Source organism: Pseudoalteromonas sp. AOP31-A2-14 (genome assembly GCF_052378035.1).
In the GTDB taxonomy this organism is placed as follows: Bacteria; Pseudomonadota; Gammaproteobacteria; order Enterobacterales; family Alteromonadaceae; genus Pseudoalteromonas.
This window is the reverse complement of record NZ_JBQSXI010000001.1, coordinates 2,885,367-2,898,776: the sequence shown is the minus strand read 5'-3', so window position 1 is coordinate 2,898,776 and position 13,410 is coordinate 2,885,367. Positions and strand designations below refer to the sequence as shown.

Below are 13,410 nucleotides of genomic sequence, written 5' to 3'. Positions count from 1 at the left end.
GTTCATGTAGCTTATCGCGTTACTTTGCTTTTCTTAGCAAATAAAGGTTATCCTTCTAGATGTCTAAATTTAAGGTGTAAACACGTTATTTATGAGTATTGAACAGCCATTTTCAGTTGGAATATGTCAAGTTAATGTGCTTGAAAACACGCTGACGTGTAATGGTGATGAGCGCGTGTTGCAACCTAAATTTATTGAGCTGCTTGGTTTTCTAGCCTCTCGCTACCCAGAGATTGTCACGCGTGAAGAGTTAATAAATAACGTTTGGGATGGCAATCATTTTGTGGGTGAAAAAGCCCTAACGAATGGCATTTGGCATGTACGCAAAGCCTTTAAAGAGCTTGATCCAGATAATGATTATATTGATACTTTGCGCAAAACTGGTTATCGATTAGCGCAGCTCCCTCACTATGTAAGTAATGATCAATATGAAGCTGTGCCTGTTAATAACGGGATATTTAAGCGTTATTGGTTTTTAATATTAGCCGTAACTCTCGCATTGATAAGCGCTGTTATTACGAGTATGTCACTGGACAATTCCCCCATAAATAAAAAATCCCTTAGTGAACATGTTGAAACCATTACTAGCAGTCCCGGGCGTGAGCTGTTTCCGACCATATCGAAAGATAACCATTACTTAGCTTACTCATGGCGGCGATTAGGGAGCCAAAGTAACCTTTACTTACATGATTTATTATCACCCAATAAAGCATCTATTGCGCTTACTGATAACCAAGCAATTGAAGGGCGAGTCGTGTTTAGCCATGACGCGCAGTCGATTTATTATTATCAATATCAATCCAGTGGTGAGTGTCAACTGGTTGAGCAAGTGATTAGTAGCGGTAAAATAACCAAACTGGCTAAGTGTATTGAATCGTTAAGTAGCGACCTCGATATAACTAACCAAGGTGATAAGTTAGTTTTTTTAGGACCTAGAAGTAGTGCTGATAACGGCCAACAAATAAATAATTTTGCCCAGCTTAAAATAATAAATCTTAATGATCATTCCGTCACGGAGGTTGCTTGCCAAGCATGTAATTTTTATGATGAATCAGTGGCTTTTTCTCCTACAGGTGAGCAATTAGTGGTTTCACGTAATTTACCAACAGGCCACGAAGAGCTATTTATTCTTGATATAAAAACCGCCAAGGCTACTCAGATCACCAATGGCTTTGTCGATATTCGTGGGGTTGATTGGCATCCAAGCAAGCCAATGCTGGTGTTTTCGGGGATTAAACAAGGCCAGCGTCATGGTTATTTTTATGACTTAACTACCGATAAGCTTACTAACGCTGATATAGAAGGATTGAGCTTTCCGGAGTTTGCAAGTGACGGCAGTTTGTATTTTCATCAATGGCAAATAGATTCTGCTTTGATGCGTGTTGCTATCGGTGACGATGTGGCCAGCTCGCCTTTTCCTATTATGTCATCGCACTTTAGCTCTCGTTTTTCAGATTACAGTGAAGTCACCAAGCAACTGGCTTATACCTCAAACGAATCTGGCTTTACAGAGCTTTGGCGTGCCAGCTTAGACGGCACAGAGCGTGTACAGCTAACCCAGCTAGAGGGCAGTATTTATAACCCTGTTTGGTCTTATGATGGTCGCTTTATTGCGTTTACTTTGTTTAAGTCAGGCGAAAATGGCTTATATTTTTATGACACCCTTCAAGAGCAGATCAAAAAAGTAGATACGCAATTAACTTATCATGGTAAGCCTGCATGGAGTCATGATAATCAAAGTATCTTGATTTCAAATGGGAGTAACTTGTTTCGTATTGATTTAAATAATGGCCAAGTGACACAAGCTCTTGATAGCAAAGCTATGTATGGTTATGAAAATACAGCTGGCGATATTATTTTTGCCAATCAAGAAAATACTCAGTTATGGATAAAGCCTGCGGGTAGTATGAAGGAGCAATTATTGGTTGATAACATTAACTTATCAAACAATTTTGCCTGGCATTTTGCACAAGAAGATAGTACGACCACAGCACGTATTTACTATTTTAATGTTAAAGCAGATGATTATAGATTGAGTTATTATGATATTGATAAGCAAATACATCATGATGCGATTCGCTTACCAGAGCGTGCTTTTAGTCGCTCGTCAGGGCTAACTTATATTGCAGACAAACACTGGTTAGTGTTCACTTCATATAAGTCGCCGCAAATAGATATTAAGCGTATTAAAGCGCAATATTTACCGTTTTAGCACTTACGATAAATTTCGTGGTCAACATCTTGAATATTCACGCTTAAGCTATCAGATTCACGGCAATATGTTTTTAGACAGGTTAGGAGCTCTTCACTGAGCAATTGCTTTTGCTCAATACTACGTCCTGCCATAATGTGGGCTGCGATATGTATAAAACCGCTTTTCCCTTTACCTTCACCTAAAAGGTACTGTTGGTACGCAATTGCTCGCGTTTTGATTGTATGGAGTTCAAATAAACCACTGTCGTAAGCGGTTTTGTGAATTTTTTCGACCAGTACTTGTGGCAGTACTGGTAAATCTTCAGAGTGCTCAATAATTATATGTGGCATCGTAAACTCCTCAAAAACGATAAGTAAAACCTAAACTTGTTTGGAACTGATTCAGTACATCGCCATCAAAATGCCATAAACATTGGTCGTCTTCATCAGTCGGGAGCGTACATGATACGTTACTCGCGTTATTTACAATAGTGGCAATCCAACGAGTTTCAAATAAAATTCGTGTTTGGTCGTTAAATAAGTACTCAAAACCACCATATAAACCACTAGCGAAGAAGGTATCTGAACTGGTGAAGTTGGTTTTTACATGATTTGCGCCAACTTGTGCGCCAACATAGCCATTAACGCGGTTAGCTAGCGACACTTCAATCGCACTTTGGAAAAGCGCATATTGCATTTTAACGTCTTTATTAGGGGAGGATAGAAGATTACTTTCGGTCTTTGAAAAATAAAAGCCATAACGAGCTGAGTCAAGGTTTCTATCAATACTAAAAGCAACATGGTTACTGTCATCTAATTCTATTGCTAAACCATTTTCGGTTTCGAGTGATTGATTAAAGCTTTTACCAGTGTATAAACTAACTGAATAATCCGCTGATGCGCCATAACTGGCGAACAGGAAGCTGAGACAACTAAGTGCTTTTTTCATCGTGTCGGTGCTCGTTGTTACGGTTATTATGGGGTAGTATTGAAACATAGCTGAAAAATAATTGTAAGCTGGCACCGCGGTGCTTAGTAATAACTTACGGGAGAATACAGTGAAACTATTAAAATTAACCGCTGCAGTCGTGTCTTTATTTATGGTTGCGGGTTGTTCGGATGATGCGGCTTCGGTAAGTTTAGGGTTATTTACCACCAAAGATATTAAAGTGATTTCTCAGCAAGATCCGTTAGTTAAAGGAGTGATTTGCCATATTAGCCATATTGAAGCTAATTTAGACTTCGCTGACCCTTCTGATATGTCAATATCGTGTCGTCAAACAGGGCCTATCACTGCACAGCAACTGCAAGCTATTGATCGTAGTAAGTCAGGGGAAGTCGTATTTAAATCATCGAAAAGCATTTTATTTAAATCACTAAAAGTACGCCGTATTTATGATGCTAAAACCCACAGTCTATTGTATTTATCGTACTCAACAAAAGAGTCTACGGGCAGTCATCATCATGCTCTTTCAACCGTGCCTTTATATAACACCCAAGCATGGGATTGGTCACAAGAACAAAAGAAAAAATAACTTATAGAGCAAACTATGTTAGCACTTTTTAAAACTAAGTCATTACTCGATGAGCAAGAACAACAATGGCTTATTGATACCTTTATATGGGCTGCGGAAAATTTTGATAGTGAGTTTTTTCTAAATAACACACAATTAATTTTACCAAATCATCAGTTTTTTCCTGACTCGGTATCGAGTATTGAAGAAATGGCCGACAAGGTTTTTCAGCGAGTTGTTGATTATGCGGGCATGAGTGCGTGGCCAATCAACCTGGTTAAGCCGCAGCAGTTGCAACCGCAGGTATTTCCGCACTTTGCATTTAGCAATGAGCTACGCGGTGAAAATAGCCAGTTAATTGTTGCCCCGCCGCATCAAGTTAATGTGTCGTTTAACCCGAATCAAATTAACCAGCCACAAGATTTAGTGGCCAGCTTTGCTGGTACTTTAGCGACGATTATGATTCATCATGTAGGCATTTTACCGCCCGGTGGAAAAGCGCTTTTACCGCAAGCAAGCGATGTTTTAGCCTGTTATTTTGGATTTGGAGTGATGATGAGCAACACCGTGTATCAATTTAAAGGAGGGTGCGGCTCTTGTTATAACCCTTATGCAAACCGCGAAGCGGCACTTAGTGAGTCGCAAACGCTATTTATGCATGCACTTGTAAGTCACTTTAAAGGCGATAAACAATCTAAAAAGTATTTAAAACCGCACTTACGCGGCCAGTTTAAAAAGGCACAACGTGAGATTAAAGCGCTTATAAATAATTCACCGCATCCGGTATTGTTAGCTCTTGATGATAAAAAAGCAGGGTAGAAATGCCCTACATTGATGAGTTTTTATTGATTGCCCTAGCGCACTTTTTTGCAGTAGCAAGCCCAGGTCCTGATTTTGCTATTGTGCTTAAGCAAAGTATTCAGCACGGCAGGCGCAATGCGCTTTGGACAAGTGCTGGTGTAGGCCTTGCTATATTATTACATGTTAGTTATTGCTTATTAGGTGTGGCAGTTTTATTGGCCCAATCACCTAGCGTTTTTATGGCACTAAAATACTTAGCCGGTGCTTATTTAGCCTATATCGGTGTACAAGCCTTACGTAGCGCAAAACCCGCAACCACAAGCTCTGAAGACGCTACAAAAGTACAAAATGAAGAAAAAATTGGGCTGGCTTTTCGTCGTGGTTTTTTTACTAATGCCTTAAACCCCAAAGCGACTTTATTTTTTATGTCTTTATTTACATTGGTAATTAATCAATCAACCCCGTTAATTGTACAAGCAGGGTATGGACTTTATATGGCTTTAGCTACTTGGCTTTGGTTTTCATTTTTATCTTTGGTGCTATCAAAACCTGCGGTGCGTGGTTTTTTTCAAAAAAGTGGCTATTGGCTTGATCGTGGTATTGGCGTGATCTTAATTTTACTTGCAGTTCGTGTGGTACTGTAAATAAATATACAAACTTTAACTTATAAAAAGAGGAAACATGGCGTTATATAATTTTTCATTTGGTTCAAATATGTCGTCAAATCGACTATTAGCGCGTTTACCTAAAGCAAAGCGTGTTGGTACGGCATCATTAAAAGGTTATGAACTGACATTTAACATGGTAAGCCATGACGGCTCAGGCAAATGCAGCATAAAAAAAAGTAATAAACACGATGCACTTGTATATGGGGTAGTTTATGAACTTACGACTGATGAAAAAGCGATTTTAGATACTATCGAAGGCCCTAATTACGACTGTGTTGATGTGCAAGTTGAGCTATTAGATGGTCAGGAATTAGCAGTACATTGTTATATCGCCAACACCCTTGATAGTAATTTATTACCGTATGATTGGTATATTGAACACGTTTATCGCGGCTCACTTGAAGCAGGTGTACCAAGTGGTTACAGTGAAGCGATAAAGGCGCGACCAATGCGCCAAGATAATGATAAAAAACGTGCAGACATTGAATTTGCAGTCCATAACAAAAATAATTAAGAAACCAAGGTATCCGATGAAATTAAAAAGTTTAGCGGTGATTGCAACGCTTGCATTAAGTTGTACATTTTCAAGCGTTGCGCAAGTTAATAGCGATAATATAGAACAAGTAATAAAAGCTTCTATGGCACGTTTTGATGTGCCGGGTATGGCTGTCGCTATTGTTGAAAACGATAAAGTAATACTCGCTAAAGGCTTTGGCATAAGCAATTTAGAAACGGGCAGTAAAGTAAATAAAGATACTTTATTTGGTATTGCATCAAATACTAAAGCATTTACCAGTGCTGCGCTGGCTAAGTTAATCGATGAAGGTAAGCTCAGTTGGGATGATAAAGTGATTGATCACTTACCAGAGTTTCGCTTATATGACCCGTACGTAACTCGTGAAATGACTATTCGTGATTTATTAAGTCACCGAGGTGGCTTGGGGCTTGGTCAAGGCGATTTAATGATTTGGCCAGATACTGATAAATCAATTGAAGAAATTTTAGCCGGCCTTAAACACCTAAAACCAGCGAGTAGTTTTCGTAGTAAATATGCTTATAACAATTTAATGTTTGTCACCGCCGGTGAAGTCGTTGCACGTGTTTCAGGTATGAGCTGGAATGATTACATCGAGCAAAATATTCTGCAGCCGCTTAATATGAAAAACTCACACGCGGGTTTCTCACGGATTCCAAAAAGTAATAAAAATTGGGCAACAGGCCATATTCCAATGGACGGTAAATTACACCCGTTTTTTGTAAACTACTTAGAAGATTTTCGCGGCGCGGGGGCGATTGCTTCAAGTGTTAATGACATGAGCCAGTGGCTACGTACTCAACTTGCTGGTGGTAAGATGCCAAATGGCGAGCAATTGTTTAGCGAAAAACAGCAAGCGCAAATGTGGCATCCGCATATTACTTCAATGGCGTCTAAAAGAGCTTTTGAAGCCTACCATCAGCAATTTAGAGGCTATGGTTTAGGGTGGAGTATTGAAGATTTTCATGGCATAAAAAAAATAGGTCATGGTGGTGGTATTTTAGGAATGGTGTCTCAAGTTACTTTAGTGCCAGAGAAAAACCTAGGCATTGTTATTTTATCTAACCAGCAAGCGTTTGGTGCGCTTTCAGCCGTTACTTATGAAGTACTTGAAGATGCAATGGATCTCGAAGATAAGGATTGGATAGAGGATTTAGCCAAAAAGCATTTTGAAGGTAAACAAAAAGCGTATGCCAATGCTAAACCTGAGGCTCCAGCAGATTATCAGCCGCAACTACCTAGTATTAATTACACCGGTACACTGAATGATGATTGGTATGGTGATGTAATTATTGAAGAACTTAATGGCAAGTTACGTATTGATTTTACACATACTAAGCGTTTAAAAGGCCAGCTTGAGCATTACTCGGGTAACACCTTTATCGTGAAATGGGATGAAAAGTTGCTCGAAGCTGATGCGTTTATTGAGTTTGATATGGGCACCAATAACCGCGTAAATAGTGCAAAAATGCACGCTGTCTCAACCTCGGTTACAGATTTTAGTTTTGATTTTAGAAATCTACATTTACATGCTAAATAACCTGTTCTGTAGTTAAAAGATTAACTCATAAATTGATCTTAAACTGTCAACATACGTCTCACCTTTTTGGGGGGCAGGTTAAATAGTAAACCAAAGTCGCAAAGCCGCCAATGAGCGGCTTTGTTATGATTAATTTATTACTCATTATTCATTCACTAATTTGGAGCGGGCATGCGTACTGCTATTATTTCTCATCCATTTTGTCGAAAACATAAAATGATCGATGATCATCCTGAGTGCCCAGAGCGTTTGGATGCTATCAACGACCGTTTATTAGCAAGTGGTTTAGATATCGCAATACAGCAATTGCAAGCGCCAAAAGCAGAACGGGAACATTACCTGCTTGCACATGATGAGGCATTGGTAAAAAAAGTAGAAACAACCATCCCCAGTGAAGGATTAGCCTCTTTAGACGGCGATACATGGCTTGGCATCGAATCTTTAATGGCGATAGAGCGTGCGGCAGGCTCAGGGATTTTAGCCGTTGATGAAATATTAGCAGATAAGCTCGATGCGGCATTTTGCGCCGTGCGTCCGCCGGGGCATCATGCTAATAAATCAAGTTCTGCCGGGTTTTGTGTGTTTAATAACTTGGCTATAGGTGTTAAATACGCGCAAAGTAAAGGCATTAAGCGTATTGCGATAGTTGATATAGACGTACACCACGGCAATGGCACGCAAGATATTTTTATGGATGATGAAAATGTGTTGTTTTGTTCGTTATTTCAGCATCCTTTTTACCCTAATACTGCGGTTGAAAACAATGCGACATTAGTTAATTCACCTTTACCGATTGCCAGTGATGGCAATGATTTAAAGGCAGTTTATAATGATCAGTGGTTGCCTAAACTCACAGCGTTTCAGCCTGAGTTATTATTTATTAGCGCTGGCTTTGACGCACACCTTGAGGATGATATGGCAAGTTTAAAGTTCGTCGAAGACGATTACAGTTGGATAACTGAACAGCTTGCTTTATTTGTAACGCAGTATAATTGCAAGGGGATTATTTCTTACCTTGAAGGCGGTTATGCCTTATCAGCACTTGGGCGCAGTGTGGCGGTGCACTTAAAAGCGCTAGTTGAGAGCGACTAGCGCAAAAGCTTGCTCTGGGGTTAAAGAGTCTATTTTGGCTAAACAACAATGGCCTTCTTTGTGTAAATAGTCTTTAACTAAGTCAGCGAGTTCCTTTGCCGATATAGCATTACATGGCTTATTGTTTAGCTGAGTATATTGCTGCTGGTAATTCAGGATAACTACACTTTGCTGTTCAAGGTCGTTTAAGCCATATAATAAATCTGCACGCTCTTTCTCGCTTTTTGCGACTTCTAACTCATTATTAAAAATAATAAATTGCGGGAAAAGTGTCGAATTTAAAAGCGTGCTCATTGGTTAACCTACCGATACTTCATACGAAGTGAATTTGCGAATATTAATAACGCCATTATCAAAAATTAAATATTGGCCTTTAATTCCTTGTAAAATACCACTTACTATGGGGTCTTTATCAAAGTTAAAAGAGCTAATTTTTGTTGGATATTCAGTAACCGGAAACTCTAGTTCAACCACGTCTTGATCAAGCTTCTCAATGGCGGTGGCACCAAACAGTTCGGCAAGCTCAGACAATTTACCCTCAATTTGAGGGAGCAGTTTTGCAGCTGCGGCTTTTAAGTCTAATGCTTCATTTTGTCCTTTGAGCATATTACGCCAATTAGTTTTATCAGCAATAAATTGCGCTAAAGCAACTTCGACTAAGCCTGACTGTAAGCGTGTTTGCACTTTGAAAATAGGTAATGCTTGGGTGGCACCTTGGTCAACCCAACGAGTAGGAATTTGCGTATGGCGAGTAATACCGACTTTAAGGCCTGAGGTATTTGCTAAGTAAACATAATGCGGAATCATGCAGTTTTCTTCACCCCACTGTGGCTCACGGCAAGTGCCTTGGTCGTAGTGGCAGGTTTCGGGTTTCATAATGCACATATCGCAGCTGGCAAGCTTACGCATACATACAAAGCAATGTCCTTGAGAGTAACTTTTCTTAGTTTTTTTACCGCAATTAGAGCACAAAATAGTGCCACTAAACGTTAGTGTCAACGGTTTGCCAATATAAGCATTAAGGTCAACTAGTTCATCACCAACAGGTAATTGATATTGAATAGGTTGAGTTAAAGAAGATTTTAGTTTTTTCAGTGTTCCTTGCACCTTTACGCCCCTAAAGATGTTTAAAAAAGTATTTTATCATCCCCGCCGAAAAAAAGCTTTGTGGTTATTTATGTTCTGTAGCAAGCCATGTTAAATACTTATCTAAAGGAAGTGGCTCAGTGTAATAGTAACCTTGTGCTTTATCGGCTCCGAGCTGTGTTAATAGGGTGGCAGTGGCTTTGTCTTTCACCCCCTCGATTGTGATATTCATACCTAAGTTATGAGCCACCTCAATCGAGGTTTTAACAATGACTTGGCTTTTTTCGTTGCTAGATAAGTCATTTACAAAGGACTTATCTACTTTGAGTGTTGAAAATGAGTAATTTAATAAATAACTGAGTGAAGAGTAGTCTGTACCAAAATCATCTAATGCTACATTTATTCCTAATTGTTTTAATTGAGAAATAAATAACTTCATCTCCTCTTGTTGCTCTATGAAAGCCGATTCAGTTAATTCAAACTGTAATTTCGCTGCTGAGATATTATATTTAAGTAAGGTGTTTTCTATTTTCTCAATAAGATTGGGTATCGTTAAGTTTTTCGGACTTAAATTTACGCTTATTGAATGGTTATGATGACCTTCTTTTGTAAGTACTTCGAGAGTCTTGCAGGCCTGGTCAATAACCCATAAAGTAAGCTCGTTTATAATTCCGGTTTTTTCAGCAAGGTTTATTAGCGCTTTAATATCTATAGTTTGCGCTGCATTAGGCCAGCGTAATAATGCCTCTGCACCCGTGACGTTATCTGTTTTTAAATCAACGCATGGCTGTAAATAAATAACCAGCTGATTATTACGAATGGCGTCTTGTAAGGCTGCTGCTAAGGCAAGGTTTACAGTCATAGTGTTACTACTTTCTATGGGGTTACGCGCCTGATTTAAATGCATGTAACCACGCTGTAACCAGGTATCAAAGGCATCATTTTCGATGGGGGTAGCAACACTTAAGTTGTACTCTAGCTGTAAATCGAGACCGGATACTGCATAGTGCTTAGGTAGTAATTTGACCATACTTGTTAGTAATTCATAGGTGCTTTGTGCAGGTTGTATTTTTGTAGATATAAAAGCGACTACACCGCCGCTTAAATCGGCTACTTTAGGGCTGTTATCAAGGCTTATATCTAGGTTAGCAAATTGGCGGCGCTTAAATAGGCTTTGCTCAAGTGTTGCGGCAACTGTTGCTACAATATCACTGCCTTGTTGAGGGCTTAAAATACTCATTAATGTATTGAAGTGACGAATTTTTATCAGGCATAAAGTTGAACTTCGCTGGTTATGACTGAGGGCCATATACGCCTGCTTTAGCATTGCTTGATTAAGTAACTTGGTTTGCTGGGTGTGGGTGGCATGATAAAGCGCCTTTTCGCGTTGGTAGCGAACGCGATCGGCTAATGCCATAGCCATTAGTACAACTTCAAACAAAATAGCGACTAAGAATAGGTGGCGTGTAGTAAAGCTATAAGCTATAAAGCCGGTTAGTTCAAGTGGTTGTACTGCTGCACCGATGATCAATGGTACCCATGAAATAATATAAAATTTTGTCCAACGAAAGCCACTCATAAGTTTTTTATAAATCATGATAAAACATAAAATATAAATGAATATCATAATCACAAAAAAGACTTTTGAAGCGGTGTACTCCACAATAAAGTAGCTGCTTACACCTAATACTGTTAGTAGCCATAAAAATGCGATGCTGGTTTTATATAAACGACACTTATCTTTATGGTATCGTAAAAACATGGTGCAAAAAGCCACTGTGAAAAAGGCTATATAATAGTTACTAACAACAATATGATGATTAAAAAATAGTTGCCATGACAGTGGCCAAATATAAAAACCGAAGCCCAGTACTGACCCCATTAATAACAGCGCCGAGAGTATATAGCCTATATATACTAAGTACACGCGATCGCGAATACCAAAATAAAGCACCAAGTTATATAAGGCTGCCATGATCAGTACGCCAACAAAAACTCCCCAAATAGCCGATTGTGATCTGATCAGGTCTTTAAACTCTTTACTGCCATAAATATTAATAGGGGTTTTGCTAATGCCAACGGTGTCCACTTTAATGATTAACTGCTGTGCTTGATTGGCATCAAGGGTGAGTGCTATATGCGGTACGCTATATTGAAAGAGTGTTAAATTGGGTGTTTTATCACCTAGCTTTACACTATTAAGCAGGTTTTGGTGTTCATCTAGTTGGTAAACAGTGAGATGGTCAACCATTGGGTTATCAAAATGCACGTTCATATGTGCAGGAGTAGACTGCTTATTTTTAAGGTTAACGACTAGCCAATAGTTTTGCGGCTTTAAGTCCCAACTAATATTGCTTAAAGGTTGCTTTATTAGCGCATCAGGAGACGCTAGTAGTTGTTGTAGGGTCAGTTCTTTAGTTGGGTCAATACGATAGGCATAAGTGGTATAAACTGCGGCTGTTTTATCAATAGTATAGCGGGTTGGCGTCACAAGATGACTTGCAAAGTTGCTGGTAATAAAAAATAAAGTAAGCAAAATAGCGATTGCTATAAAATGATATCGTATAGTTTTATGTTCCACTTAACTACTTATGAAATTGTTCCTTTTATTTAGTTAGTGTAGCATCAAAAAAGCGCAGATAAACTGCGCTTTTTGTATTTAATTAACCCGTAGACTAAGTTAAGTTAGCTAATTATTGCTCGCGGACAATCGCACGATAAGCAATATCTGTACGATATTCCATACCTTTCCAGCTAATTTCGTCAACTAATTGATAGGCACGATGTTGTGCTTCGGTTACGGTATTACCCAGCGCAGTTGCACATAATACACGGCCACCGGCCGTTACGACATTTTTTCCATCTTGTTTAGTGCCTGCATGAAATACTTTCTCGCCTGTAGGGTAGTTTACTTTTAGGCCATTGATAGTATCACCTTTTGGATAGCCATCTGGGTAACCACTGGCCGCAAGTACAACACCAACAGCTGCGCGTGGGTCAAACTCGATAGTGGTTCTATCAAGCTCTTCACGATTAGCGGCTTCAATCAATTCAACTAAATCTGATTGTAAGCGCAGCATCATAGGCTGTGTTTCAGGGTCACCAAAACGACAATTGTATTCGATCACTTTTGGCGTACCGGAGTCATCGATCATCAAGCCTGCATATAAAAAACCAGTGTATGGATGGCCTTCACTTGCCATTCCTTCAACAGTTGGGTTGATCACTTCGTTCATTATACGATGATGGATTTCATCGGTAACTACAGGGGCCGGAGAGTAAGCACCCATACCACCTGTGTTTGGCCCTTTATCACCATTGTAAGCGCGTTTATGATCTTGGCTAGTAGCAAACGGTAGTACGTTTTTACCATCGACCATCACGATGAAAGATGCTTCTTCACCTTCTAAAAACTCTTCGATTACTACGCGGCTGCCCGCTTCGCCAAAGGCATTACCTGCGAGCATGTCGCGGATAGCATCTTCGGCCTCGCGTTCAGTCATGGCAACAATTACGCCTTTACCTGCAGCTAGACCGTCAGCTTTAATAACAATCGGCGCGCCTTTCTCTTTTAAGTAAGCAAGAGCTGGGTCGATTTGTTCAAACGTTTGGTAATCCGCAGTTGGAATATTATGACGTGCTAAAAAGTCTTTGGTGAACGACTTAGAGCCTTCAAGTTGTGCAGCACCTGCAGTTGGGCCAAATATTGCTAAGCCGTGTTCACGGAACTTATCTACCACACCTAGTACCAGTGGTACTTCAGGGCCTACGATAGTAAGGCCAACGTTATTTTGCTTTGCAAAATTAAGTAGATCATCTAAGTCTTCAACATTAATGGCAACATTCTCAAGCTTTGGCTCAAGCGCGGTACCGGCGTTACCTGGGGCAACAAATACAGTATTAACTTTTGTGTTTTGAGCGGCCTTAAACGCAAGTGCGTGTTCGCGGCCGCCGCTGCCAATGACTAAAACATTCATGGCG

General features: G+C 39.7%; 13 protein-coding genes. 7 read left to right on the top strand and 6 right to left on the bottom strand.

Going from position 1 to position 13,410, the window contains the following annotated elements; genetic code table 11:
• Positions 1–91: 91 nt before the first annotated feature.
• Positions 92–2,212: a winged helix-turn-helix domain-containing protein gene (locus tag ACT3S9_RS13425; protein WP_444750988.1), complete on the top strand. Its 2,121-nt coding sequence runs from the start codon at positions 92–94 to the stop codon at positions 2,210–2,212.
• Here the strand turns inward: ACT3S9_RS13425 and ACT3S9_RS13420 are convergent.
• Positions 2,209–2,544 (bottom strand): 5-carboxymethyl-2-hydroxymuconate Delta-isomerase, encoded by a 336-nt coding sequence (locus ACT3S9_RS13420; protein WP_441834205.1) that lies wholly within the window; start codon positions 2,542–2,544, stop codon positions 2,209–2,211. The genes ACT3S9_RS13425 and ACT3S9_RS13420 overlap by 4 nt on opposite strands.
• Positions 2,545–2,554: 10 nt before the next feature.
• Complete coding sequence (locus tag ACT3S9_RS13415) at positions 2,555–3,190, bottom strand: hypothetical protein (RefSeq protein WP_444750987.1); 636 nt, start codon at positions 3,188–3,190, stop codon at positions 2,555–2,557.
• A gap of 103 nt (positions 3,191–3,293) precedes the next feature.
• Here ACT3S9_RS13415 and ACT3S9_RS13410 point away from each other — a divergent pair, with 103 nt between their 5' ends.
• From ACT3S9_RS13410 to ACT3S9_RS13385, 6 genes are all read left to right on the top strand, one after another.
• Positions 3,294–3,728 (top strand): CreA family protein, encoded by a 435-nt coding sequence (locus ACT3S9_RS13410; protein ID WP_444751109.1) that lies wholly within the window; start codon positions 3,294–3,296, stop codon positions 3,726–3,728.
• Between the two features lie 15 nt (positions 3,729–3,743).
• Entirely contained in the window at positions 3,744–4,526 is a 783-nt protein-coding gene (locus tag ACT3S9_RS13405; RefSeq protein ID WP_441992789.1) for a hypothetical protein, read from the top strand.
• A 2-nt stretch (positions 4,527–4,528) separates the two neighbouring features.
• The gene (locus ACT3S9_RS13400) at positions 4,529–5,152 is read left to right on the top strand and encodes a LysE family translocator (RefSeq protein WP_444750986.1); all 624 of its coding nucleotides are present in this window, start codon (positions 4,529–4,531) and stop codon (positions 5,150–5,152) included.
• Positions 5,153–5,189: 37 nt separating this feature from the next.
• Positions 5,190–5,690, top strand: coding sequence for a gamma-glutamylcyclotransferase family protein (locus ACT3S9_RS13395; RefSeq protein WP_441834201.1), 501 nt, complete (start codon positions 5,190–5,192; stop codon positions 5,688–5,690).
• Between the two features lie 16 nt (positions 5,691–5,706).
• On the top strand, positions 5,707–7,251 hold the full coding sequence (locus ACT3S9_RS13390) for a serine hydrolase (RefSeq protein WP_441834200.1): 1,545 nt from the start codon (positions 5,707–5,709) through the stop codon (positions 7,249–7,251).
• 171 nt (positions 7,252–7,422) lie between these two features.
• Positions 7,423–8,343, top strand: a complete 921-nt coding sequence (locus ACT3S9_RS13385; protein ID WP_441834199.1) for a histone deacetylase family protein — start codon at positions 7,423–7,425, stop codon at positions 8,341–8,343.
• On the opposite strand, the gene ACT3S9_RS13380 is transcribed toward ACT3S9_RS13385, so the two are convergent.
• From ACT3S9_RS13380 to purD, 4 genes are all read right to left on the bottom strand, one after another.
• Positions 8,326–8,637 carry a DUF4144 family protein gene (locus ACT3S9_RS13380; RefSeq protein ID WP_441834198.1) on the bottom strand — a complete coding sequence of 104 codons (312 nt, stop codon included), beginning with the start codon at positions 8,635–8,637 and terminating at the stop codon, positions 8,326–8,328. The genes ACT3S9_RS13385 and ACT3S9_RS13380 overlap by 18 nt on opposite strands.
• Before the next feature lie 3 nt (positions 8,638–8,640).
• Entirely contained in the window at positions 8,641–9,450 is an 810-nt protein-coding gene (locus tag ACT3S9_RS13375; RefSeq protein WP_441834197.1) for a DUF2797 domain-containing protein, read from the bottom strand.
• A gap of 64 nt (positions 9,451–9,514) precedes the next feature.
• Entirely contained in the window at positions 9,515–12,010 is a 2,496-nt protein-coding gene (locus tag ACT3S9_RS13370) for an EAL domain-containing protein (RefSeq protein WP_441834196.1), read from the bottom strand.
• A 112-nt stretch (positions 12,011–12,122) separates the two neighbouring features.
• Positions 12,123–13,406, bottom strand: a complete 1,284-nt coding sequence (gene purD, locus ACT3S9_RS13365) for a phosphoribosylamine--glycine ligase (protein WP_441834195.1) — start codon at positions 13,404–13,406, stop codon at positions 12,123–12,125.
• Between the last annotated feature and the right edge of the window lie 4 nt (positions 13,407–13,410).